Genomic DNA, 24,342 nt, shown 5'->3' on the forward strand with positions numbered 1-24,342 from the left:
GTCTTCGGACCGCCCCCGCCCCGGCGGTTTCGCGCTCCACGGGGGCACCAGGAGACGCCGAAGGGGCCCGTGGCACATGATGTGCCCCGGGCCCCTTCGGGGTGTCTACGGGCCGCTCAGGCGTCCGGAGTGCGCCGCAGGCGCGGCTTCAGGTCCTTGAAGCGGGCCAGCAGGCCGTTGACGAAGGTCGGCGACTCGTCCGTGGAGAACTCCTTGGCGAGCTGCACGGCCTCGTCGATCGCCACGGCGTCCGGCGTCTCGTCCAGCCAGATCAGCTCGTACGCACCGAGGCGCACGATGTTCCGGTCGGCGACCGGCATCCGGTCCAGGTCCCAGTCCACCGCGTAGGTGGCGATGAGCTCGTCGATCCGGTCCACGTGTTCCGCGTACCCCTCGACCAGCTGCATCGTGAACTCGCTGACGGCCGGCTGGCGGTCGTCGGACCGGGCGTGCCTGACCCAGTCCGCGAGGACCTGCTGCACGGACGCGCCGCGCTGGTCGGCCTCGAAGAGGATCTGGAAGGCACGCTTACGGGCGTTGCTGCGGGCAGCCACGGTTAGCTGTTCACCCGGCCGAGGTAGTCGCTCGTGCGGGTGTCGACCTTGATCTTCTCACCGGTGGTGATGAAGAGCGGGACCTGGATCTCGTGACCGGTCTCCAGCGTCGCCGGCTTGGTGCCACCGGTGGAACGGTCGCCCTGGACGCCCGGGTCCGTGTGCTGGATGGTCAGCTCGACGGCGGCCGGGAGCTCGACGTAGAGCACCGCGCCCTCGTGCTGCGCGACCGAGGCGGTGAAGCCCTCGATCAGGAAGTTGGCGGTGCTGCCGACGGACTTGCGGTCGACGTGCAGCTGGTCGAACGTCTGCATGTCCATGAAGACGAAGTAGTCGCCGTCCATGTACGAGAACTGCATGTCGCGGCGGTCGATGGTGGCCGTCTCGACCTTCACACCGGCGTTGAAGGTCTTGTCGACCACCTTGCCGGAGAGCACGTTCTTGAGCTTGGTGCGCACGAAGGCCGGGCCCTTGCCGGGCTTGACGTGCTGGAACTCGACGACGGACCAGAGCTGGTCCCCGTCGAGCTTGAGCACCATGCCGTTCTTGAGGTCGTTCGTGGAAGCCACGGTTGCGGAATCTCCTGGACTGACGTGGGACCAGGGAGGCGTGCGCGCCCTACAGCGCGAGCAGCTCCTTGGTCGTAATGGTGAGTAGCTCGGGTCCGCCGTCCGCCTCCTGGCGCACGACGAGCGTGTCATCGATCCGGACCCCGCCCCGGCCCGGGAGGTGGACCCCCGGTTCGACGGTGACCGGCACACAAGCGTCCAGTTTACCCATGGCCGCGGGTGCGAGCTGCGGGTCCTCGTCGATTTCGAGGCCGACACCGTGCCCGGTGACCGGCGGGACGGCCTCCGCATGGCCCGCGGCGTCGATGATCTGGCGGGCCGCGCGGTCCACGTCGCGGTACTCGGCGCCGGGGACGAGCGACTCCCGGCCGGCCCGCTGAGCGGCGAAGACGAGGTCGTAGAGGTCGATCTGCCAGTCCGCGGGGGTGGTCCCGATGACGAACGTACGGCCGATCTCGCAACGGTAGCCGCGGTAGGTGGCGCCCAGGCAGACGGAGAGGAAATCTCCCTCCTCGACCCGGCGGTCCGAGGGCTTGTGGCCGCCGCGCCCGGAGTTCGGTCCGGTGCCGACGGAGGTCGGGAAGGCGGCGCCGTCCGCGCCGTGGTCGACCAGGCGCCGCTCCAGCTCCAGCGCGAGGTGCCGCTCGGTCCGGCCCACCAGGATGGATTCCAGGAGCTCCCCGAGCGCCTGGTCGGCGATCTCGGCGGCGATCCGCAGACAGGCGATCTCGTCCTCGTCCTTGACGATCCTCAGCTGCTCGACGGCTCCGCCGAGGTCGGCGAGCTGGAGCTGCGGCGCGACGGAGCCCATCGCGCGGTGCCGGGCCACGGTCAGATGGTGCTCCTCGACGGCGAGGCCCTCCGCGCCCGCCTTGCGGGCGAAGTCGACGGCCGCGACGGCCGGGTCGCCGCCCGCCACGGGCAGCACGGCGTGGCGGAGCAGCTCGTCGAGCCGCCCGTCGGCCGGATCGCCGCCGGGCGCGGTGGGGCAGAGCAGTACGTCCTCGTCCGGTCCGAGCAGCAGGACGGCGCCGGTGGGCGAACCGCCCGCGAGATAGCGGACGTTGGCGGGGCGGGAGACCAGGGCCGCCTGGCTGCCGGCCGCCGCGCACCGGTCGCGCAGCCGCACTCGGCGGTCCGCAAACACCTCTGACATGTTCCGAGCCTACGAGCGGCCGGGCGTCCCGGCCCGCTCAGCGCGGCCGACCGGGCCACCGGCCGCTTCGGGCCATGACCACGTCAGGGAGTCAGGCAGGTCACCAGGCGGGCGGGCTCGCCAGGGACCGGGCGAGGACCTCGTCGAGGACGCGGGCGGTGGTCTCGACGTCGTACGTCGAGTTGTCGATGATCGGCAGGCCGGAGCCGTACCAGCCGGCCATCCGGCCGTGTATGGAGGCGACCTCCTCGTCCGAGAGCCGCCGGTTCCCGCTGCGCTCGGCGTTCCGCTCCAGGACGATCTCCAGGCCAGGCAGCAGAACGACCGGGAGGAGCCCCGGGCCGACATGGCGCTTCCAGCCGCCGAGGCCGACGACCGGGCGGTCGGGGAAGACGGCGTCGTCGAGGATGCAGGAGATGCCGTTGGCCAGGAAGTTACGGGCGGCGAAGCCGCAGGTGCGGCGGGCGAGACGATACTGCGCCTCGGAGTGCTCGTTCCATCCCGACTGGGGGTCGGCGAAGCCGGAACAGACCCATTCGCGGACGTCGTCGAGGCTGATGTGCGCGGTGGGCACGCGGCGGCGGGCCGCCCAGTGGCGGGCGACGGTCGTCTTGCCCGCGCCGGCGGGGCCGATGAGGAGCACGGCCAGCGTCGCGGTGCCGGTGCCCGGACCGGCCTGCGGCGGAGCGGGGACGGCGACGGGCGGCAGCGGCACGTGCCCGGTGATGTCGTGCGGCGGGGGCACGGGAGGTGCGGGATGCCCGGGTATGCCTGGAGCGCCCCAGCCGGGGGCGGGCGGCGAGGAGTACGGGGCGGCCGCACCGGGGGCCTGAGGGGCGTGGTGCGGCTGCTGGGGGTGCGGGGCGTGCGGGTGCGGGGCCTGATGACCGCCCTGTGCCGCGGGAGGCACGGGGGGTACGGGAGGCCGACCGGCGCCGGGCGTACGGCCGGAGGGGTCGGGCGGCGGCAACGGAGCCCCCATCGCGTGCTGCATCCGGTGCCACTCCGTCTCGTACGGCCGATACTTCCGGGTACGTTACCGCCCCCGGCCCCCACAGGGGGAACGGCCGGGGGCGGTCCAGGGTGCCCCTTCGGGCAGCGTGTCCGGATGTCGTCAGTCGGCCAGTTCCTCGGCCAGCGCCCGCAGGGCGAGCAGGTAGGAGCCGATGCCGAAGCCCGCGACGGTCCCGGTCGCCACGGCGGCGATGACCGAGGTGTGCCGGAACTCCTCGCGGGTGTACGGGTTCGAGATGTGCACCTCGATCAGCGGCGCGGTCCGCTGGGCGGCCGCGTCGCGCATCCCGTACGAGTAGTGGGTGAACGCTCCGGGGTTCATGACGACCGGCACCGAACCGTCGGCTGCCTCGTGCAGCCAGCGGATCATCTCGCCCTCGTCGTTGGTCTCCCGGACCTCCACGTCGAAGCCGAGCTGCTCGCCGAGGGTCTGGCAGGACTCCACCAGACCCTTGTACGAGGTCGCGCCGTAGATGTCGGGCTCGCGGGAGCCCAGGCGGCCGAGGTTCGGGCCGTTCAGGACGAGGACGTGGCGCAGATCGCTCACGCGGACACCTCGCCGTAGGCGGCGAAGAGGACGGCGGGGTCGGGGCCTTCGAGGACGGTGGGCTTGCCGAGGCCGTCCAGGACGATGAAGCGGAGCAGGTCGCCCCGGGACTTCTTGTCGACCTTCATGGTCTCGAGCAGCTTCGGCCACTGGTCGCCCCGGTAGGTGAGGGGCAGACCGACCGAATCCAGGACCGTGCGGTGCCGGTCGGCGGTGGCGTCGTCGAGCCGTCCGGCCAGCCGGCCCAGCTCGGCGGCGAAGACCATGCCTACGGAGACGGCGGCGCCGTGGCGCCACTTGTACCGCTCGTTCTTCTCGATGGCGTGGGCCAGGGTGTGACCGTAGTTCAGGATCTCCCGGCGGCCCGACTCCTTCAGATCACCGGAGACGACCTCGGCCTTGACCCGGATCGAGCGCACGAGCAGCTCGGCGGTGTGCGGACCGGCCGGCGTACGGGCACCCTGCGGGTCCTCCTCGATGAGGTCGAGGATCACCGGGTCGACGATGAAGCCGGCCTTGATGATCTCCGCGAGCCCACTGACGTAGTCGTGGACCGGCAGCGAGTCGAGGGCCGCGAGGTCGCAGAGCACACCGGCGGGCGGGTGGAAGGCACCGACGAGGTTCTTGCCCTCGGCGGTGTTGATCCCGGTCTTGCCGCCGACGGCCGCGTCGACCATCGCGAGGACGGTGGTCGGTACGGCGATCCAGCGCACGCCGCGCAGCCAGGTCGCGGCGACGAACCCGGCCAGGTCGGTGGTCGCGCCGCCGCCGACACCCACGATGACGTCGGTGCGGGTGAAGCCGGTCTGACCCAGCGCCTTCCAGCAGTACGCGGCGACCTCGGCGGTCTTGGCCTCCTCGGCGTTCGGCACCTGGATGGCGACGGCCTCGAAGCCCTGCTCCGCGAGGTCCGCGCGCAGCGCCTCGCCGGTCTCGGCGAGCGCCTCGGGGTGGATCACGGCGACGCGCTTGGCCTTGTTGCCGATCAGCTTCGGCAGCTCACCCAGCAGCTGCCGGCCGACCAGCACCTCGTACGGATCCGTGCCCGCCGAACCGCCTACCTGGATTCGGGTCACTTCCTGGTCCGTCATACGTCCTTCTTCAACTCCAGAGCGTCGAGGACCGCGTCCGCGACCTCTTCGGGCGTGCGGCCCTCGGTGGCCACGACCACCCGGGCGACTTCGGTGTAGAGGTGGCGGCGCGCCTCCATCATCTCGCGCCACTGGCGGCGCGGGTTGACGGCGAGCAGCGGCCGCGCGGTGTTGAGGCCGACGCGTCGGACGGCCTCGTCGACGTCCATCGAGAGATAGGCGACGGGCAGGGGCTTAAGCAGTTCGCGGGTACCGGCGTCGAGGATCGCGCCGCCGCCGAGCGCGAGGACGCCCTCGTGCTCGGCGACCGCGGTCCGTACGGCTTCTCGTTCGAGGGCGCGGAAGTGCTCCTCACCGTCCTCGATGAAGATGTCCGCGACCTCGCGGCCCTCGGCGGCGACGATGTCGGCGTCGGTGTCCCGGTAGGGCGCGCCCAGCAGCTCGGCCAGGAGCGCGCCCACCGTGGACTTGCCGGAGCCCATCGGCCCGACGAGGACGACCAGGGGTCCGGTCACCGGATCTGGAGGTTGTCGAGGTACGACCGGACGTTGCGGCGGGTCTCCGGGACGCTGTCGCCGCCGAACTTCTCGACGACGGCGTCCGCGAGGACGAGCGCGACCATGGCCTCGGCGACGATCCCGGCGGCCGGGACGGCGCAGACGTCGGAGCGCTGGTGGTGGGCCTGGGTGGCCTCGCCGGTGGCGACGTCGATGGTGGCGAGCGCGCGCGGGACGGTCGCGATCGGCTTCATCGCGGCGCGGACGCGCAGCAGCTCACCGGTGGTCAGGCCGCCTTCCGTACCGCCGGAGCGGCCGGTGGTGCGCTTGATGCCGTCCTCGGTGCGGACGATCTCGTCGTGGGCCTGCGAGCCGGGTACGCGGGCCAGCTCGAAGCCGTCGCCGACCTCGACGCCCTTGATCGCCTGGATGCCCATGAGCGCGGCGGCCAGGCGCGCGTCGAGCCGCCGGTCCCAGTGCACGTGCGAACCGAGGCCGACGGGGACGCCGTAGGCGAGGACCTCGACGACGCCGCCCAGGGTGTCGCCGTCCTTGTGGGCCTGGTCGATCTCGGCGACCATCGCCTTCGACGCGTCCGCGTCGAGGCAGCGGACCGGGTCGGCGTCGAGCTTCTCGACGTCGGCGGGGGTCGGGTACACGCCGTACGGGGCCTTGGCCGCGGCCAGCTCCACCACGTGCGAGACGATCTCGATGCCCGCGGCCTCCTTGATGAAGGAGCGGGCGACGGCGCCGAGGGCGACGCGGGCCGCGGTCTCACGGGCGCTGGCGCGCTCCAGGATCGGCCGGGCCTCGTCGAAGCCGTACTTCTGCATGCCGGCGAGGTCGGCGTGGCCCGGACGCGGCCGGGTCAGCGGCGCGTTGCGGCCGGTCTCCTTGAGCTCGGCGGGGTCGACGGGGTCGGCCGCCATGACCTTCTCCCACTTCGGCCACTCCGTGTTGCCGACCATGACGGCGATCGGGGAGCCGAGCGAGAGACCGTGCCGGACTCCGCCGAGGAACGTGATCTCGTCCTGCTCGAACTTCATCCGCGCACCACGCCCATAGCCGAGGCGCCGCCGCGCAAGATGGTCCGCCACCAGCTCAGTGGTGACCGGGACGCCGGCGGGAAGACCCTCCAGCGTCGCGACCAGCGCGGGTCCGTGGGACTCCCCAGCGGTCAGCCAACGCAACCTGCTCAACGATGCTCCTCATGCTCGCGCCTGGAACTGCTGCGGCGCGACCGGGTGCGCGGCCCTGGCCCGCCGCTACCGATCCTCCCACGTCCGGGGGCCGAACCTGGCCGTCGGTCCAGCTGTCGGACGTGGAGACTGTCAGATCGGACGGGCCGGGGGCTCAGTCCGCGGGCCGGGAGGTCCGCACGGCACGCCACAACCGGCGCCCGCCCGCGACCGCGAGCAGCGTCAGCATGAGCGTGACGACCGTGTCCTCCGCCCACTCGGGCAACAGGTTCACCACCAGCTTGAACAGGGCGCCCGCCCAGTCCGCGGCCAGTGTCTCCGTACCGCTCACGCGGCGGCCAGGGCCTTCTCGCCCGCGTCGCGCATCGCGGCCAGCGGGGCCGCGGGGACGCCCGTCATCCGCTCGACCTGGAGCACGGCCTGGTGGACGAGGAGGTCGAGACCGCCGAGCACCGCGCCGCCCCGCTCCGACCAGGCGGCGGCGAGCGGGGTCGGCCAGGGGTGGTAGAGCACGTCGAAGAGGGTGCCTGCGCCGTCCGGGACGTCCGCCGCGAGCGCGTCGGTGGCACCGGCCGGGGTGGTGGAGATGACGAGCGGGGCGGCGAACGCCCGCTGCGCGTCGGCCCAGTCGGCGGTACGGACGTCCACGCCGAGCCGCTCGCCCCAGCCCCGCATCTCCTCCGCCCGCGCCTCGCTCCGTACGTACGCGGTGACCGGCCCCGCGCAGATCCGCGCGAGCGCGGCGAGCGCCGAGGAGGCGGTGGCACCGGCGCCGAGGACCGCGGCCGACTCGACCTTCTCCACGCCCCGCTCGCGCAGGGCCGCGATCAGGCCGGGGATGTCGGTGTTGTCGCCGAGGCGGCGGCCGTCCTCGGTGAGGACGACCGTGTTCACGGCCTCGACCGAGGCGGCCGTGTCACTGATCTCGTCGAGCAGCGGGATGATCGCCCGCTTCAGCGGCATGGTCAGCGACAGACCGGCCCAGGACGCGTCGAGCCCGGCGACGAACGCGGGCAGCCCGGCCTCGTCGACCTCGAACCGGTCGTACGACCAGCTGTCGAGGCCGAGCGCGGCGTAGGCCGCCCGGTGCAGGACGGGCGAGAGCGAGTGGGCGATGGGCGAGCCGAGCACGGCCGCGCGGCGAGCCGCCTGCATCAGTTTTTCCTCGACTTGTTGAACTCCTCCACCAGCTTCTGGTGGTCGGTGTTCGTCTTCGTGAACTGGGACGTCTTGCCGTCCAGCGAGATGAAGTAGTACCAGCCGTCCTTGGTCGGGTCGACCACGCCCTTGAGCGCCTCGGCGCCCGGGTTTCCGATCGGTCCCGGCGGCAGGCCCTTGTAGTAGTAGGTGTTGTAGACGTTGTCGAACTTCCGCAGCTCTTCCAGCGTCAGGTCGATCTTGCTCTGGTTCTTGATGTAGTTGTACGTCGAGTCGAACTCGAGTTTGCCGAAGGTCTGCGGGTTGCTGGTCTTCATCCGGTTGTAGACGACCTCGGCCATCTTGCGGAAGTCGTCGTGCGACGTGCCCTCCGCCTGGACGAGGCTGGCGATCGTGATCAGCTCCCACGGGCTGCCTACGCCGAGCTCCTTCGCCTTGGCCTCAAGCTCGTACTTGGCGAACTCCTGGTTCGACCGCGCCACCATCTTGCGCAGCACGTCCTCGGGCTTGTTGCCCTTCACCATCGGGTACTTCGCCGGGTAGAGGAAGCCCTCCAGCGGGTCCTTCACGTTCTTGTGGTTCTTCGCCCAGTCCGGGAGGCCGAGGTCGTTGGCCTTCGCCTTCGCGACGCCCTGCGTCGTGCCCTTCTCGAGCTCGAGCTTCTTGTCGATCTCCTCGTAGACCCAGACGTTCCGCTTGCCCTCGGGGATGACGAGACCGGCCTGGCTCGCGGGGCTGAGCATCATCGCGACCGCGCTGTCGGCGGACATCTCCTTCCTCAGCGTGTAGGCGCCCGCCTGGATGGACTTGCCCTTGGGGTCCTTCTCCGTCGCCGAGACGAAGGCGTCGACGCTCTTGATGACGCCCGCCTTCTTCAGGATGTTGCCGATCTCGTAGCCGCCGGCGCCCTTCGGGATCTCGACCTGGACCTCGCCGCTGCCTTCGCCCGCGTAGTCGGGTGCCGCGCCGAACTGGCCCTGCCAGAACTGGTAGCCGAAGTAGCCGATGCCGCCCACGCCGCCGACGAGGACGAGCGCGACGACCAGGCAGGCGACGCCGTTCTTGCTCTTCTTGCCCTTGCCGCCCTTGCCCTTGCCGCCCCGGCGCTCGCGACCGCCGCCACGCGACGAGCGCCGTCCGGCCGGCTCGTCGTCATCGTCGTAGTCGTCATCGTCGTCGTCGGAGCGGACGCCGACGGCGCTGTCCTCACCGGTGAAGAAGGGGTGCCGTTCCTCTTCCTCGGGCTCCGCGTCCCAGTCGGTCACCGGCTGCGGCGGTACCTGCCGCCGGCCCGGGGGCTGGGGCGGCGGGTACGCCTCGGGGGTGCCGTAGAGGTCCGGGTTCTGGCCGCCGTACGGATCCGCGGGGGTCGTGCCGTACGGCATGGCCGCCTGGCCGGTCTCCCAGCTCGGGTCGTACTGCTGTGCGGGGTACCCGGGCGTGTCGTAGCCCTGCCCCTGCTGCCCCTGGTAGCCGCCGTACGACGCCGGATCGACGTACTGCTGCGGGTGCTGCGCCTGCTGTTGCTGGTGCTGCTGATGCCCGTGCTGCTGCTGAGGGTGCTGCTGGTACTGCTGCTGCGGCTGCTGCTGGTACTGGGGGTCGTAACCCTGCGCCTGGCCCTGGGCGTACTGGCCCTGACCGTACTGGTCCTGGCTGTACTGACCCTGGACGTACTGGTCCTGGACGTACTGCTGGTCCTGGTGGCCGTACTGCTGGTCCTGGTGCGGGTACTGCTGCTGACCCTGACCTTCCCATCCCTGGTCCCCGTACAGCGGGTCCGTGGGATGCCACGGTTCGGAGCCGGAGCCCCGGCCATACTCAGTCATCGATCCCCAACCAGCCGCGAGGCTTCCGGAAGGTCCGCCTCTACGTTGTGCGGCAGCTGTTCGAACGCCACCACATCGCGCGGAACGTTACCGTATCGCGATCAGATGACCACTTCGACGCCCTCGCCGGGAGGATTACCTGATACCCGTTCGGCCTCAAGAGCGTTCTGAAGGATGATCACAGCGGCGGCCTGGTCGATGACCGACCGCCCCTTCTTGGCCTTCACGCCCGAGGCCCGCAGCCCCTGGGTGGCCGTCACCGTCGTCATCCGCTCGTCGACGAGCCGGACCGGCACCGGGGCGATGCCCTTGGCCAGCTCCCCGGCGAAGCGCCGGACCTTGACCGCGGCCGGGCCCTCGCCCCCGGAGAGGGAGCGAGGGAGGCCGACCACGACCTCGATCGGTTCGTACTCTTCTACGATCGCGCGCAGCCGCCGGTGGGCGGCCGGGACGTCACGCCCCGGCACGGTCTCCACCGGGGTGGCGAGGACCCCGTCGGGGTCGCACGAGGCGACCCCGATCCGGGCGTCCCCGACGTCGATCGCGAGACGACGGCCGCGGCGCATCGTCACGCCGTCTCGCCGACGAGGCGCTCGACGGCGTCGATGGCCGCGCCGACGGCCTCGGGGTTCTGGCCGCCGCCCTGGGCGACGTCCGGCTTGCCGCCACCGCCGCCACCGAGGGTCTTGGCGGCCGTGCGGACCAGCTCGCCGGCCTTGAGACCGCGCTCGCGGGCGGCCTCGTTGGTGGCGATGACCGTCAGCGGGCGGCCGTTGGCCGTGGCGAACAGGGCCACGACGGCCGGGCGGTCGGAGGAGATCCGGCCGCGGACGTCGAGGACCAGCTTGCGCAGGTCGTCGGCGGAGGTGCCGTCCTGGATCTGGCCGGTGACCAGGGCCACGCCACGGACGTCCTTGGCGCCCTCGACCAGACCGGCGGCGGCCTGGAGCACCTTCTCGGCGCGGAACTTCTCGATCTCCTTCTCGGCGTCCTTCAGCTTGCCGAGCATGGAGGAGATCTTCTCCGGCAGCTCCTCCGGGCGGCCCTTGACCAGCTCCTGGAGCTGGGCGACGACCGTGTGCTCCCGGGCGAGGAAGTTGTACGCGTCGACACCGACGAGGGCCTCCACGCGGCGCACGCCACTGCCGATCGACGACTCGCCGAGCAGCTTCACCAGGCCGAGGGCGGCGGTGTTCTTGACGTGCGTACCGCCGCACAGCTCCTTGGAGAAGTCGCCGATGGTGACCACGCGGACCGTCTCGCCGTACTTCTCGCCGAACTCGGCGATGGCGCCCTGGCGCTTGGCCTCGTCGATCGGCATGACCTCGGCGTGCACGTCGAGTTCGCGGGAGAGGACCTCGTTGATCTTCTGCTCGACGTCCATGAGGACCGTGCCCGGCACCGCGTTGGGCGAGCCGAAGTCGAAGCGGAAGCGGCCGGGCGAGTTCTCCGAACCGGCCTGGGCGGCCGTCGGGCCGAGGGCGTCCCGCAGCGCCTGGTGCGTCAGGTGCGTGGCGGAGTGGGCGCGGGCGATGGCCCGGCGGCGCCGCACGTCGATGGCGGCGTAGGCGGTGGAGCCGACCGTCACCTCGCCGACCTGGACCGAACCCTTGTGCACGGAGACACCGGGGACCGGCTGCTGCACGTCACGGATCTCGATGACGGCGCCGCTGTGCAGCTTGATCCGGCCGTGGTCGGCGAGCTGGCCGCCGCCCTCGGCGTAGAACGGGGTGCGGTCCAGGACGACCTCGACCTCGTCGCCCTCGGAGGCGGCCGGCGAGGAGACGCCGTTGACCAGCAGGCCGACGACCGTGGACTCGCCCTCGGTGTTGGTGTAGCCGGTGAACTGGGTGGCCCCGTTGCCGTCGGCGATCTCACGGTAGGCGCCGACGTCGGCGTGGCCGGTCTTCTTGGCCCTGGCGTCGGCCTTGGCCTTGTCCCGCTGCTCCTGCATCAGGCGGCGGAAGCCGGCCTCGTCCACGGAGAGCCCCTGCTCGGCGGCGATCTCCAGGGTGAGGTCGATCGGGAAGCCCCAGGTGTCGTGGAGCAGGAACGCCTTGTCGCCGGGCAGGACGGTGGAACCGGCGGCCTTGGTGTCGGTGACGGCACCGTCCAGGACGTTCGAGCCGGCGTTCAGCGTCTTGAGGAAGCGGGCCTCCTCGGCCAGGGCGACGGTCTCGATCCGCTTGCGGTCGGTGACCAGCTCCGGGTACTGCTCGCCCATGGTGTCGATGACCACGTCGACGAGGTCCTGGACGACCACGCCCGTGGCGCCGAGCAGACGCATGTTGCGGATGGCGCGGCGCATGATGCGGCGCAGCACATAGCCGCGGCCCTCGTTGCCCGGGGTGACACCGTCGCCGATGAGCATCACGGACGTACGCATGTGGTCGGCGACCACACGCAGCGAGACGTCGCTGTCGTGGGCCTTGCCGTAGTCCACCCCGGTCAGCTCGGTGGCCTTGTCGATGACGACCTTGAGGGTGTCGGTCTCGTACATGTTCTGTACGCCCTGCAGGATCATCGCCAGGCGCTCGAGACCGAGACCGGTGTCGATGTTCTTCGAGGGCAGCTCGCCGAGGATCGGGAAGTCCTCCTTGCCGGAGCCCTCACCGCGCTCGTACTGCATGAAGACCAGGTTCCAGATCTCCACGTACCGCTCGTCGTTGACGGCCGGGCCGCCCTCGACGCCGAAGTCGGGGCCGCGGTCGTAGTTGATCTCCGAGCACGGGCCGCAGGGGCCGGGGACGCCCATCGACCAGTAGTTGTCCTTCTTGCCGAGGCGCTGGATGCGCTCGGCGGGGACGCCGACGACGTCGCGCCAGATCCGCTCGGCCTCGTCGTCCTCCAGGTAGACGGTGATCCAGAGCTTCTCCGGGTCGAGCCCGTAGCCGCCGTGCTCCACCGAGGAGGTCAGCAGCTCCCAGGCGAGCTTGATGGCGCCTTCCTTGAAGTAGTCGCCGAAGGAGAAGTTGCCGCACATCTGGAAGAACGTGCCGTGGCGGGTGGTCTTGCCGACCTCTTCGATGTCGGGCGTACGCACGCACTTCTGCACGCTGGAGGCGCGCGGGAACGGCGGCTTCACCTCACCGAGGAAGTACGGCTTGAAGGGAACCATGCCGGCGGGGACCAGAAGCAGAGTCGGGTCGTCCGCGATGAGCGACGCCGAAGGGACGACGGTGTGCCCGCGCTCCTCGAAGAAGCTCAGCCAGCGGCGGCGGATTTCAGCCGACTCCATCAGTGGTCCTCATTCCGGTTGTACGAGATCGTGCGGTACGAATGCGTGGTGGTCTGTGGGGTGGGGTCGAGCACCGCCCTGCGGCGCGGCCCGGGGAGCTCGGGCTCGGCGGGGCCGTCCGCGGAGGCCTCCAGGCCGAGCGCCTCGCCGAGTTCGGCCTCGCGCTGGACCATGCCCGACCTGACGTCGAGGGCGAAGTCCTTGAGCCGGTGGCCGGTCTCGATCGCCTTGTTCGCCGCCTGCGCGGCGAGGCTCTCCGGAGTCAGCTGCTTGAGCTTCCGGTTGACCTTGGTGGTGGCCCACACACCGGCTGCGGCGCCGGCGGTGAACCAGAACGTACGGCGGAACATCGGCGGCTCAGCCCTTCTGCTTCCGGCGCCGCGCGGACGGCACGGTGCGACCGACGACGGTACGGCGCGCTGGTGCGGGCGCCGGCGACGCCTCGTCCCGGCCGCGGCCGAGGGCCTTGCGCACTCCGTAGCCGAAGGCCGCGACCTTGACGAGCGGGCCGCCGAAGGTGGAGGCGACGGTGGAGGAGAGCGCGGAGGCGTTGGAGGTGACCTCCTGGACATCCGAGGCGATGGCGTCGACCCGGTCGAGCTGGGTCTGTGCCGACCGCACGGTCGCGGAGGCGTCGCTGAGGAGCGGGACGGCCTGTTCGGTCACGTCCGCCACCAGCTTGGTGGTCGCCTTGAGCGTCTGCGCCAGCCTCACCAGAACCACGGCGAGGAAGGAGACGAGAATCGCCCAGAACACGGCCACCAGAATCCCGGCAACCTCTCCACCGGTCACTCCGCACCGCTCTCTGCTGTAGTCGGGCCCTTGCCAAAAGTCGTCCTCCGACCCTATCGCGCCCGCGGTCTTTCCCCGTACCGCATTTGCCGTCGCGACGCGGCTCGTGGCAGGGGATTCGCGGGGATCGATTGTACGGAGTGCGCGCGGTTCAGTACGCTCCGTGTCCCATGCGAAGGAGCAATCTCCCGGCTGAGCTGAACCGGTTCATCGGACGGGCCGGCGAGCAGCGTGAACTCGCCCGGCTCCTGGACGAATCCCGCCTGGTCACGGTGGTCGGGATGGGGGGCGTGGGCAAGACCCGGCTGGCTCTGCGAGCCGCGTCCGAGGCGGAGAAACGCTACGCCGACGGGGCCTGGCTGGCCGACCTCTCGGTGCTGCGCGACCCCGATCTCGTGGCTCTCGCGCTCGTCGAGGCGCTGGGCCTGACCGACCACACGCTGCGCACCCCGGACGAGACGCTGGTCGACCACCTCGCGGAGCGCCGGGTCCTGCTGGTCGTCGACGGGTTCGAGCACCTGGTGGAGGAGTGCGCCCCGCTGCTGCGGCTGCTCCTCGAACGCTGCCCGGGCCTCACCGTGCTCGCGGTGGGCCGCCGCCCGCTGCGGGTGGACGGGGAGACGGTGTTCGCGCTGGCCCCGATGGACGAGGAGGACGCGGAGCGGCTGTTCCTCGCGCGGGCGGCGGCGACGGGCGACCTCGCCGGGCCCGCCGCCGACCCCGCCGCCGTACGCGAGCTGTGCCTGCGCCTCGACGGGATTCCGCTGGCCCTGGAGCTTGCGGCGGCCCGGATGCCGCTGCTGACCGTGGAGCAGGTGGTGCACCGGCTCGACGACCGGTTCCGGCTGCTCACGGACGGGGCGCGGGGCGCGCTGCCGCGGCACCAGACGCTGCGGACGGCGATCGGGTGGAGCCATGAGCTGTGCACGCCGGACGAGCGGCTGCTCTGGGCTCGGCTCTCGGTCTTCGCCGGTCCTTTCGACCTGGAGGCGGCGGAGTACGTCTGCGCCGGCCGGGAGCTGCCGCCGGAGCGGGTCCTGGACGTGCTCGGCGGGCTGCTCGCGCAGTCGCTGGTCGTACGGGAGTTCACGCCCGCCGGTCCCCGGTACCGGATGGTGGCCACGGTCTCGGCGTACGGGGCGGAGTGGCTGGCCGCGCTCGGGGACACCGAGCGGCTGCGCCGCCGCCACCGCGACTGGTACATGGGGCTTGCCACCTGGTGCGAGCTGGAGTGGTTCAGCCCGCGCCAGGCCGAGGTCGCGGCCTGTCTGGACGCGGCGCTGCCCAATCTGCGGGCGGCGCTCGAACTCTGCCTCGAGGGGCCGGACGAGGCGCATCTGGCGCAGCAGCTCGCGGGCACGCTCTGGTTCGCGTGGGTGGGCTGCGGCCGGCTGTCCGAGGGCCGGCACTGGCTGGACCGGGCGCTCGGCGGCGCCCAGGAGCCGGACGAGCAGACGTCGGCCCGGCTGAAGGCGCTGTGGGTGCTCGGCTATGTGGCGATCCTGCAGGGCGACGGTACGGCGGCGGTGGCGGCGCTGCACGCGTGCGGTGAGCGGGCCCGCGAGAACGGCAACGCGCTCGCGGAGGCGTACGCGACGCATCGGATGGGCTGTCTGGCGCTGCTCTCGGACGACATGCGGCGCGCGGAGGAGCTGATCGGCCGGGCCCTGGTGGCCTACCGCGAGCTGGGCGAGCTGAACAGCAACGTGCTGATGGCGCAGGTCGAGCTGGCGATGGCCCGGGTGTTCCTCGGCGATCTGGAGGGCGCGGTCGCGCTCTGCGTGGATGTACGCGAGATCTGCGAGGAGCGCGGCGAGCGCTGGACCAGGGCGTACGCGCTCTATGTGCTGGCGTACGCGGCGTGGACCAGGGGCGAGCACGGCGAGGCGCGGGCACTGCTGACCGAGTGCGTGACGATCAACCACACCTTCCACGACCTGGTGGGCCTGGTCCTGGCGATCGAGCTGCTCGCGCTGGTGACGGCGAGCGAGGGCGATCCCTCGGAGGCGGCCGTGCTGCAGGGTGCGGCGCTGCCGGTGTGGGACACGGTGGGGCTGCAGCTGTTCGGCTCGGGGAACTTCAACGGGCCGCGGGCGCTCTGCGCGCGGGAGGCGGGCGAGCTGCTGGGCGCGGAGCGTTACGGGGCGTCGGTGCGGGAGGGCCAGGGGCTCTCGCTGGACGCGGCGGTGGACAGGGCGCTCAGCGAGCGTCGAGATCCGGCCGGCCGCCTCGCGGGGTCCCGGGCGCCACGCCCGTTCCGTACGAAGGTCCCGGAGAACGCGGAAGCCCGCCGGCTCCCCCACTGGTAAGAGCGGGGAAGCGGCGGGCTGAACACCGCGGGGGTGGTACTACGGCGCCTTGATCAGCGGGCGTAGTACTCGACGACCAGCTGCTCGTCGCAGATGACCGGGATTTCCTTGCGGTTCGGGTCGCGGTCGAGGCGGAAGGCCAGGGCCTTCAGGTTGACCTGCAGGTAGCGCGGGGTCTCACCGTCGGCGGCGAAGCCACCCTCGCGGGCGACCTGGAACAGGGCCTTGTCGCGGGAGCGCTCGCGGATCATCACGACGTCGTCGGGACGGACGCGGAAGGACGGCTTGTCGACCTTGCCACCGTTGACCTGGACGTGACCGTGCACGACCATCTGGCGGGCCTGGTAGATGGTGCGGGCGATGCCCGAACGCAGGACCAGGGCGTCGAGGCGACGCTCGAGCTCGACGACCAGCGCCTCGCCCGTCTTGCCCTCGGCCTTCTTGGCGCGGTCGTAGGCGCGCGCCATCTGGCGCTCGCTGATGTCGTACTGGGCGCGCAGACGCTGCTTCTCGAGCAGACGGACCTTGTAGTCCGAGTTCTGCTTGCGGCCACGGCCGTGCTCGCCCGGCGGGTAGGGGCGGGCCTCGAAGTACTTGACGGCCTTCGGCGTCAGCGCGATACCGAGCGCACGCGACTTCTTGACCTTGGGACGGGACTGGTTCGGCATGAACCAACCTCTCTATCTGTACGAATACGGCTTCACCAGGGTTAGAGGAGGTCGCATCCGCAGCCGGGGAAACCCTTTCGGTCCGTAAGGACCTGTCGGGCAGCCGCTCCCTGGTCTGGGCACGTACATGCAGCACGCGAACGGCCCATCGCCTGATCCCAGATACTGGGGAGGTGATGGGTTGCCCGCGACACCTTCGAAGGTGCGCGACACTCCTGGAGATCCCGCCAGAGGCGGGGCTCCGGCTGCTTGTCCCGTTCTGGTGGCGCCGGCCGAAGCCGGACACAGGACGCAGCACTCCGCACGAGTGTACCGGGTCGGCCGGGGGCCCGTGCACGCGCCCGCTCAGGGGCAGGTGGCGAGGAGCTCCTGGACGGCGAGCTTCTCGGGCGGGGAGACGGTCAGGCCGTAATTGGCCTTGATGCCGGTCCAGCGCCGGCCGTACTCGCACCAGTACGCCTTCCGCGGCGGCTTCCACTTGTCGGGGGTCTTGCTGCTCTTCTCGTAGTTGGTCCGCTTGTCGGTGGCGAGCAGCACGTCCAGGTCGTTGGCGTAGGCGAGGCGCCGCTGGGGGCTCCAGGCCCACGCGCCCGCGCGCCAGGCCGCGCCGAGCGCGACGACGTGGTCGGTCTGGATCTGCGACGCCTTGCGGTAGGAGTACGGCAACTCCTTGCCGGTGTACGGGTCGTGGAGCACGCCCGAGAGCACGACGCACGGGTTGCGGTCGCCCTGGCGCAGCTCGCTGAGATCGCGGCGCAGGACGTCGTCGCGGGTGTCGCAGCCGTTGCGCCCGCCGAGGGCGTCGGTCTCGTCCGACCACGTGGTGCCGAACTCCGCCCTCTTGTACGTCTCCCAGTTCTTGCCCCGGGCGACGGTGAGCCGGGCGAGCCGGGCGCGCGCCTCGGCGGCGGTGGGCGGGAAGCCCGGGCTGACGAGCGGCACGGCGGAGGGGGTGGCGGCCGGCTCCTCGGTGCCGGTGGCGCAGCCGGTGACCAGGAGGGCCAGGGCCGGGGCCAGCACCCATGCCGTACGGATCATGGACCGAGCGTAGAGGCGGCCCGCCCGTGGCGCGCGTCAGCCGTCGCCGCGCAGCCGCTCCCGCACCTTCTCCACCACGTCCGCGTACCGCGCCTCCGCGCCGTAGCGGGTCGGTTCGTAGTAGCGCCTGCCGTGGACCTCGTCCGGGGCGTACTGCTGGGCCGCGATGCCGCCAGGGACGTCGTGCGGGTAGACGTACCCCTGGGCGTGGCCCAGCTTCGCGGCGCCCTTGTAGTGGCCGTCGCGCAGGTGCGGCGGGACCGGGCCCGCCAGACCGTTCCGTACGTCCGCCTGCGCGGCGAAGATCGCGGTGGTCGCCGCGTTCGACTTGGGGGCGAGGGCCAGGGCGATCGTGGCGTGGCTCAGGGTCAGCGCCGCCTCGGGGAAGCCGATCATGGCGACGGCCTGGGCGGCCGCGACGGCCGTCGGCAGCGCGGTCGGATCGGCCAGGCCGATGTCCTCGCTGGCGGAGATCATCAGCCGGCGGGCGATGAACCGGGGGTCCTCCCCCGCCTCGATCATCCGGGCCAGGTAGTGCAGGGCCGCGTCGACGTCCGAGCCGCGGATGGACTTGATGAGCGCGCTGGCCACGTCGTAGTGCTGGTCGCCGTCCCGGTCGTACTTCACGGCCGCGCGGTCGACGGTCTCCTCGAGCGTGGCGAGGGTGATCTCCGGCTCGCCCTTGGCGATGGCCGCGCCCGCCGCGGCCTCCAGGGCGGTGAGCGCCCGCCGTGCGTCGCCGCCGGCGATCCGCAGCAGATGGGCCTCGGCGTCCTCGGGCAGCGTGACCGCGCCGCCGAGCCCCCGGTCCTCGGTGAGCGCCCGCTTGAGCAGATCGCGCAGGTCGTCGTCGGTGAGCGGTTCGAGGGTGAGGAGGAGGGAGCGGGAGAGCAGCGGGGAGATGATCGAGAAGTACGGGTTCTCGGTCGTCGCCGCGATCAGCGTCACCCAGCGGTTCTCCACGGCCGGGAGCAGCGAGTCCTGCTGGGCCTTGGAGAAGCGGTGGATCTCGTCGAGGAAGAGGACGGTCTCCTTGCCGAAGCCGCCGGCCGCGCGCCGGGCGCCCTCGATGACGGCCCGGACCTCCTTGACGCCCGCGGTGATCGCGGAGAGCTCCACGAAGCGCTTGTTGGTCGCCTTGGAGACGACGTACGCGAGGGTGGTCTTCCCGATGCCGGGCGGGCCCCAGAGGATCACGGACGAGGAGCCCGCCGGGCCCCCGCTGCCGTCGCCGACGAGCCGGCGCAGCGGCGATCCCTGCTTGAGCAGGTGCTGCTGGCCGAGGACCTCGTCCAGGGTGCGCGGACGCATCCGGACGGCCAGGGGGCTGCTGGACGGGTCCTTCTCCTGGCGTTCTTCGGCGGCTGCGGTAAAGAGGTCGGGCTCCACAGTCATGAAGCCTAAGTCAGAGCACTGACAGCGCCGACAACGCGGGCCGCGCCCGCTCGCCGCCCGGTCAGCTGGTCCAGAAGTCCCACCAGCGCGTCAGGATCAGCATGCCGATGATCCCGATGTGCAGCACCGGCAGCACCCAGGTGAACTCGTCGAAGAAGGTCCGCAGGCCGCGCGGGGCCGGGATGACGCCGGTGCGGACGTTGTGCGAGGTCACGTACCAGAACATGATGATCGTGGCGACCCAGGCGAGGCAGCACCAGAGGCACAGCGCGTTGATCTCGTACAGCGACTGCTGCATGAGCCAGGTGCAGAAGCCGACGCCGAACAGCGTGCCCGCGTTCAGGCCGAGCCAGTACCAGCGGCGGTAGCGGGCGCCCGCGAGGAGGGCCACACCGATCGCGATGACCATCGCGTAGGTCACGAGGCCGAGCATGGGGTTCGGGAAGCCGAAGACCGAGGCCTGGTCGCTCTTCATGATGTTGCCGCAGGAGACGACCGGGTTGAGGCTGCACCCGGGGGTGAAGTTCGGGTCCTCGAGGAGCTTGAACTTGTCGATCGTGATCACCCAGGCGGCGAGCAGCCCCGCGGCGCCGGTGATCACGAGCAGCCAGGCGAAGGCCCGGCTCGCGCCGATCGTGTCGCGCGCCGACTCGTCCACGCTTGCGTTCGTCATATGTCCGTTCCATCGCTCGCCGGCCTTCTGGGCACGGTCATTCTGCCGCACACGGACCCTTGTCCACCGTTCGGTGGACATAAGTACGGGCCCCGGCGCACACAGCGCCGGGGCCCGCCTTCAGGCAGATCAGGCCAGCTTGGCCCGGACCGTGGCGACCAGCTCGTCCAGGGCCACCGGCTCCTGCTCGCCGGCCTCCATGTCCTTGAGCTGGACGACGCCCTCGGCGAGGTCGCGCTCGCCGGCGACGATCGCGAAGCGGGCGCCGGAACGGTTGGCGTCCTTCATCGAGCCCTTCAGGCCCTTGCCGCCGAAGGAGAAGTCCGCAGCGACACCGGCCTTGCGCAGCTCGGTGACCTTGCCGAAGAGAATCCGCCGGGCCTCCTCGCCGAGCGCGACGGCGAAGACGCTGGTGGTCGCCGGGATGTCCAGCTCGACACCCTCCGCCTCCAGGGCGAGGACCGTACGGTCCACACCGAGCGCCCAGCCGACGGACGGCAGCGCCGGGCCGCCGATCATCTCGGAGAGGCCGTCGTAGCGGCCGCCGCCGCCCACCGCGGACTGCGAGCCGAGACCGTCGTGGACGAACTCGAAGGTCGTCCGCGTGTAGTAGTCCAGGCCGCGCACCAGCTTGGCGTCGTCCTCGAAGGCCACGCCCGCAGCGGTGATCAGCGCGCGCACCTCCTCGTGGTACGCCTTGCACGCGTCGCACAGGTAGTCCCGCAGCAGCGGCGCGCCGACCAGCTGCTTCTGCACGGCCTCGCGCTTGTCGTCGAGGACGCGCAGCGGGTTGATGTCGGCGCGGCGGAGCGTCTCCTCGTCCAGGTCGAGGCCGCGCAGGAAGGTCTGCAGGGCCTCGCGGTAGACGGGACGGCACTCCTTGTCGCCCAGCGAGTTCAGCAGGATGCGGAAGTCACGCAGGCCCAGCGAGCGGTACGCCTGGTCGGCCAGGATGATCAGTTCGGCGTCGAGCGCCGGGTCCTCGGCGCCGATCGCCTCGGCACCGACCTGCGAGAAGTGGCGGTAGCGGCCCTTCTGCGGGCGCTCGTAGCGGTAGTACGAGCCGGAGTACCAGAGCTTGACCGGCAGGTTGCCCTGCTTGTGCAGGCTGGCCTCCAGGGCCGCGCGCAGCACGGAGGCGGTGCCCTCGGGGCGCAGGGCGAGCTTGTCGCCGCCCTTGGTCTCGAAGGCGTACATCTCCTTCGTCACGATGTCGGTGGACTCGCCGACGCCGCGCGCGAAGAGGTTGACGTCCTCGAAGCCGGGGGTCTCGATGTAGCCGTAGCCGGACGTCCGCAGCGGTCCGGAGATGGCGTCACGGACCGCCAGGTACTTCGCGGAGTACGGCGGAATCAGGTCGTACGTGCCCTTGGGGGCCCTGAAGGTGCTCACTGCGTTCTCGTCACATTCCTCGTCGGGGAGCCTTCGCGCTCCCGAGGCCGGCGGCCACGTCCCGCAGATACGGGTTCGTGGCGCGCTCCTGGCCGATGGTCGTCTGGGGACCGTGTCCCGACAGCACCACGGTCGAGTTGTCGAGCGGCAGGCACACGCGGGCCAGCGATTCGAGCATCTCGTCCATGTCACCGCCGGGCAGGTCGGTGCGTCCGATGGAGCCGGCGAAGAGCAGATCGCCCGAGAAGAACACGGAGGGAATCTCCGTGGTCCGGGGCATCCGGAAGGTCACCGACCCCTTGGTATGACCGGGCGCGTGGGCGACGGAGAACTCGAGTCCGGCGAGCTCCAGCTTCGCGCCGTCGGTGAGCTCGTGCACGTCGTCCGGCTCGCCCACGGTCAGCTCGCCCATGAGGGGCATCCCGATGGAGCGGCCGAGGGCCTTCTCCGGGTCGCTCATCATGTACCGGTCGGCGGGGTGGATCCACGCGGGTACGTCATGGGCGCCGCAGACCGGGACGACGGAGGCGACATGGTCGATGTGGCCATGGGTGAGGACCACGGCGACGGGCTTGAGCCGATGCTTCAGAAGCGTCTCCTCGACTCCCTGTGCGGCCTGGTGGCCCGGGTCGATGATCACGCACTCCTCGCCTGCGGCGGGGGCGACCAGATAGCAGTTGGTCCCCCAGGCCCCGGCGGGGAACCCGGCAATCAGCACGATCGTCCTTAATTGTCGTCCGGCACGAGGTGCGGCGGAACGGAAGCGGCAGATCAGAGCCTACCGGCGCTGCGTATTCCACAGCCAACCCGTATACGGTACGGGCACACCCGGCCAGGACAGGAACAGACGAGCGACAAGGAGCAGATCCGGTGGTCAGCAGCGATCAGCGGCGGCGGCAGCTCGCCAGGGAGAAGTACGTACGCCAGCAGGAGCGGCGGCAGCACGAGCGGCAGAAGGCCAAGCGCCGCAACACCGTGATCGCCGCCTCGCTCGCCGTGGTCCTGGCCGCGGGCGGCGCCGTGTACGCCTCGGTCGCGCTGACCGACGACGGCGCCAAGGGAGCCGGCGACGCCGCTTCGAGCGGTACGCCGTCGAACCCGACGCCCTCGGCGAGCGAGCCGACGACGCCGGAGCCGGCGATGGCCATCGACAAGAAGGCCACGTACGCGATGTCCCTGGAGACGAACAAGGGCACCGTCGCGATCTCCATGGACGCCGCGAAGACCCCGCACACGGTGAACTCCTTCAAGCACCTGGCGGACAAGAAGTACTTCGACGGCACCAAGTGCCACCGGCTCACCACCGAGGGCATCTTCGTGCTCCAGTGCGGTGACCCCAAGGGCGACGGCACGGGCGGCCCCGGCTACACGATCCCGGACGAGAACCTGACCGCGCTCGGCAAGGCCGGCGCGGACGGCACGGTGACGTTCCCCGCGGGCACGGTCGCGATGGCCAACACGGGTCAGCCGGGCACGGGTGGAAGCCAGTTCTTCCTCGTCTACAAGGACACCAAGCTGCCGCCGACGTACACCCCCTTCGGGAAGATCGACGCGGCCGGTCTGCAGGCCGTCCAGGACGTCGCGGCGGGCGGGGTCGAGGGCGGCGCCAAGGACGGCGCGCCGAAGACGGCCGTCACGATCGAGAAGGGCACGGTCGCCAAGAAGTGACACACCGCGTGACCGTTGAATTTCGGTCGCGCGGAGAGCGGACAGCCGGGCGGCCGGTCGCCTAGATTGGCGTTGTGCAGCGCGGTCCTGTATCCGCGTTGTTGAGGGCGGGCGAGGCCCGCCGGGAAACTGTGGACGATGCCCAGGGGGCGAGAGCCCCCTCGTCGGCATCATGTGGAGGAGGCGCTGTGAGCAGCGACCCGTGGGGCCGCGTCGATGAGACGGGCACCGTGTACGTGCGTACTGCCGAGGGCGAGAAGGTCGTCGGATCGTGGCAGGCCGGCACTCCCGAGGAGGCACTGGCCTACTTCGAGCGCAAGTACGAGGGCTTGGTTGTCGAGATCGGCCTCCTCGAGAAGAGGGTGAAGACCACCGACCTCTCGGCGAAGGACGCCACTGCCGCGATCGACCACATCCGGCAGCAGGTGGACGAGCATCACGCCGTGGGTGACCTCGCCGCGCTGGCGACGCGTCTCGACAAGCTGGTCGAGACCGTCGAGTCGCGCCGCGAGGAGCGCAAGGTCCAGAAGGCCAAGCAGGCCGACGAGGCGCGCGGCGCCAAGGACGCACTGGTCAAGGAGGCCGAGGAGCTCGCGCAGAGCGAGCAGTGGCGGGCCGCCGGTGAGCGGCTGCGGGCTCTCGTGGACACCTGGAAGGGCCTGCCGCGGCTCGACCGGAAGTCCGACGACGAGCTGTGGCACCGCTTCTCGCACGCCCGCTCGGCGTTCTCCAAGCGCCGCAAGGCGCACTTCGCCTCCCTGGACGCGCAGCGCGAGGACGCCCGCAAGGCCAAGGAGAAGCTGGTCGCCGAGGCGGAGTCGCTGTCGAACTCCACGGACTGGGGTGGCACGGCCGCTCGCTACCGCGAGCTGATGACGGAGTGGAAGGCCGTGGGCCGCGCCCAGCGCGAGCACGAGGACGACCTGTGGAACCGCTTCCGCGGCGCCCAGGACGTGTTCTTCGCGGCGCGCGGTGACGTCTTCGCCGAGCGTGACGCGGAGCAGACCGAGAACCTCAAGCTGAAGGAGGAGCTCGCGGTCGAGGCCGAGAAGCTGGTGCCCGTGGGGGATCTGAAGGCGGCCCGTGCGGCCTTCCGCTCCATCAACGAGCGCTGGGAGGCCATCGGCCACGTACCGCGCGACGCCCGGCCGAAGGTCGAGGGCCGGATGCACGCGGTGGAGCGGGCGATCCAGGAGTCCGAGGAGTCGGAGTGGCGCCGGACGAACCCCGAGGCACGCGCGCGTGCGGCGGGCCTGACGGGCCAGCTGCAGGACGCGGTCGACAAGCTCCAGAAGCAGATCGACGCGGCCCGCGCGGCGGGCAACGACGCCAAGGCGGACAAGCTGGCGCGTGAGCTGGAGGGCCGTCAGGCGCTCCTCGACCAGGCCCTGAAGGGCCTGGAGGAGTTCGGCGGCCGGTAGGCAGTACCGCTGTCGTACGAGAAGGGCCCCGGTACCTGTGACCGGTAACCGGGGCCATAACCTACACCCCGCAAAGCCCGGCGGGCCCAGGGACACCGGGAAGAGTCAGCGACCCCCACCCCACCCCGGGCCGC

The 24,342-nt window shown here is 71.1% G+C and carries 24 protein-coding genes; 3 read left to right on the plus strand and 21 right to left on the minus strand.

All coding sequences use genetic code 11. The annotated features are described in order from the left end of the window. Positions 1-116 precede the first annotated feature (116 nt). The 15 genes from nusB to ACFWRO_RS35875 all read right to left on the minus strand — a co-directional run bounded on the left by nusB (position 117) and on the right by ACFWRO_RS35875 (position 13,644). Positions 117-554, minus strand: a complete 438-nt coding sequence (gene nusB / locus ACFWRO_RS35805) for a transcription antitermination factor NusB (protein ID WP_384518472.1) — start codon at positions 552-554, stop codon at positions 117-119. A 2-nt stretch (positions 555-556) separates the two neighbouring features. Then, entirely contained in the window at positions 557-1,123 is a 567-nt protein-coding gene (gene efp / locus ACFWRO_RS35810; protein ID WP_384518476.1) for an elongation factor P, read from the minus strand. Positions 1,124-1,172: 49 nt separating this feature from the next. Beyond that, positions 1,173-2,279: an aminopeptidase P family protein gene (locus tag ACFWRO_RS35815; RefSeq protein ID WP_384518479.1), complete on the minus strand. Its 1,107-nt coding sequence runs from the start codon at positions 2,277-2,279 to the stop codon at positions 1,173-1,175. Positions 2,280-2,379: 100 nt separating this feature from the next. After that, entirely contained in the window at positions 2,380-3,273 is an 894-nt protein-coding gene (locus tag ACFWRO_RS35820) for an AAA family ATPase (RefSeq protein ID WP_384518482.1), read from the minus strand. A gap of 120 nt (positions 3,274-3,393) precedes the next feature. Then, positions 3,394-3,831: a type II 3-dehydroquinate dehydratase gene (gene aroQ, locus ACFWRO_RS35825; RefSeq protein WP_384518528.1), complete on the minus strand. Its 438-nt coding sequence runs from the start codon at positions 3,829-3,831 to the stop codon at positions 3,394-3,396. Between the two features lie 5 nt (positions 3,832-3,836). Next, entirely contained in the window at positions 3,837-4,931 is a 1,095-nt protein-coding gene (gene aroB / locus ACFWRO_RS35830) for a 3-dehydroquinate synthase (protein ID WP_384518485.1), read from the minus strand. Beyond that, entirely contained in the window at positions 4,928-5,413 is a 486-nt protein-coding gene (locus ACFWRO_RS35835; protein ID WP_384518530.1) for a shikimate kinase, read from the minus strand. The genes aroB and ACFWRO_RS35835 overlap by 4 nt, the downstream gene beginning before the upstream one ends. Before the next feature lie 29 nt (positions 5,414-5,442). Further along, positions 5,443-6,627, minus strand: a complete 1,185-nt coding sequence (gene aroC / locus ACFWRO_RS35840) for a chorismate synthase (protein ID WP_384518489.1) — start codon at positions 6,625-6,627, stop codon at positions 5,443-5,445. Between the two features lie 154 nt (positions 6,628-6,781). Next, the gene (locus ACFWRO_RS35845) at positions 6,782-6,958 is read right to left on the minus strand and encodes a hypothetical protein (protein WP_384518492.1); all 177 of its coding nucleotides are present in this window, start codon (positions 6,956-6,958) and stop codon (positions 6,782-6,784) included. Further along, positions 6,955-7,782, minus strand: a complete 828-nt coding sequence (locus ACFWRO_RS35850) for a shikimate dehydrogenase (RefSeq protein WP_384518495.1) — start codon at positions 7,780-7,782, stop codon at positions 6,955-6,957. Before ACFWRO_RS35850 ends, ACFWRO_RS35845 begins: the two co-directional genes overlap by 4 nt. Next, positions 7,782-9,614: an endolytic transglycosylase MltG gene (gene mltG, locus ACFWRO_RS35855; protein ID WP_384518498.1), complete on the minus strand. Its 1,833-nt coding sequence runs from the start codon at positions 9,612-9,614 to the stop codon at positions 7,782-7,784. The genes ACFWRO_RS35850 and mltG overlap by 1 nt, the downstream gene beginning before the upstream one ends. Positions 9,615-9,715: 101 nt before the next feature. Continuing rightward, positions 9,716-10,180, minus strand: a complete 465-nt coding sequence (gene ruvX / locus ACFWRO_RS35860) for a Holliday junction resolvase RuvX (protein WP_384518533.1) — start codon at positions 10,178-10,180, stop codon at positions 9,716-9,718. Between the two features lie 2 nt (positions 10,181-10,182). Further along, a complete protein-coding gene (gene alaS / locus ACFWRO_RS35865) occupies positions 10,183-12,852 on the minus strand; it encodes an alanine--tRNA ligase (protein WP_384518501.1) in 2,670 nt (889 codons plus the stop codon). Then, the gene (locus tag ACFWRO_RS35870; RefSeq protein WP_384518503.1) at positions 12,852-13,202 is read right to left on the minus strand and encodes a DUF6167 family protein; all 351 of its coding nucleotides are present in this window, start codon (positions 13,200-13,202) and stop codon (positions 12,852-12,854) included. The genes alaS and ACFWRO_RS35870 overlap by 1 nt, the downstream gene beginning before the upstream one ends. A gap of 7 nt (positions 13,203-13,209) precedes the next feature. Next, positions 13,210-13,644, minus strand: a complete 435-nt coding sequence (locus tag ACFWRO_RS35875; RefSeq protein WP_384518505.1) for a DUF948 domain-containing protein — start codon at positions 13,642-13,644, stop codon at positions 13,210-13,212. Between the two features lie 170 nt (positions 13,645-13,814). Here ACFWRO_RS35875 and ACFWRO_RS35880 point away from each other — a divergent pair, with 170 nt between their 5' ends. After that, on the plus strand, positions 13,815-15,953 hold the full coding sequence (locus ACFWRO_RS35880; RefSeq protein ID WP_384518508.1) for an ATP-binding protein: 2,139 nt from the start codon (positions 13,815-13,817) through the stop codon (positions 15,951-15,953). Positions 15,954-16,006: 53 nt separating this feature from the next. On the opposite strand, the gene rpsD is transcribed toward ACFWRO_RS35880, so the two are convergent. From rpsD to ACFWRO_RS35910, 6 genes are all read right to left on the minus strand, one after another. Beyond that, the gene (gene rpsD / locus ACFWRO_RS35885) at positions 16,007-16,621 is read right to left on the minus strand and encodes a 30S ribosomal protein S4 (RefSeq protein ID WP_362004808.1); all 615 of its coding nucleotides are present in this window, start codon (positions 16,619-16,621) and stop codon (positions 16,007-16,009) included. 345 nt (positions 16,622-16,966) lie between these two features. After that, a complete protein-coding gene (locus ACFWRO_RS35890; RefSeq protein ID WP_384518511.1) occupies positions 16,967-17,659 on the minus strand; it encodes an HNH endonuclease family protein in 693 nt (230 codons plus the stop codon). A gap of 36 nt (positions 17,660-17,695) precedes the next feature. After that, positions 17,696-19,048, minus strand: a complete 1,353-nt coding sequence (locus ACFWRO_RS35895) for a replication-associated recombination protein A (RefSeq protein WP_384518536.1) — start codon at positions 19,046-19,048, stop codon at positions 17,696-17,698. A gap of 67 nt (positions 19,049-19,115) precedes the next feature. Then, a complete protein-coding gene (locus tag ACFWRO_RS35900; protein WP_384518514.1) occupies positions 19,116-19,727 on the minus strand; it encodes a vitamin K epoxide reductase family protein in 612 nt (203 codons plus the stop codon). A gap of 129 nt (positions 19,728-19,856) precedes the next feature. Further along, the gene (hisS, locus tag ACFWRO_RS35905; RefSeq protein WP_384518517.1) at positions 19,857-21,119 is read right to left on the minus strand and encodes a histidine--tRNA ligase; all 1,263 of its coding nucleotides are present in this window, start codon (positions 21,117-21,119) and stop codon (positions 19,857-19,859) included. Between the two features lie 10 nt (positions 21,120-21,129). Continuing rightward, positions 21,130-21,837, minus strand: a complete 708-nt coding sequence (locus ACFWRO_RS35910) for an MBL fold metallo-hydrolase (RefSeq protein ID WP_384518520.1) — start codon at positions 21,835-21,837, stop codon at positions 21,130-21,132. 152 nt (positions 21,838-21,989) lie between these two features. Between ACFWRO_RS35910 and ACFWRO_RS35915 the strand changes: the two genes are divergently transcribed. Further along, complete coding sequence (locus ACFWRO_RS35915) at positions 21,990-22,787, plus strand: peptidylprolyl isomerase (RefSeq protein WP_384518522.1); 798 nt, start codon at positions 21,990-21,992, stop codon at positions 22,785-22,787. Between the two features lie 188 nt (positions 22,788-22,975). Beyond that, positions 22,976-24,208: a DUF349 domain-containing protein gene (locus tag ACFWRO_RS35920; RefSeq protein ID WP_384518525.1), complete on the plus strand. Its 1,233-nt coding sequence runs from the start codon at positions 22,976-22,978 to the stop codon at positions 24,206-24,208. The last annotated feature ends 134 nt before the right edge of the window (positions 24,209-24,342 follow it).

The sequence above is a fragment of the Streptomyces sp. NPDC058579 genome (assembly GCF_042718575.1).
GTDB lineage: Bacteria > Actinomycetota > Actinomycetes > Streptomycetales > Streptomycetaceae > Streptomyces.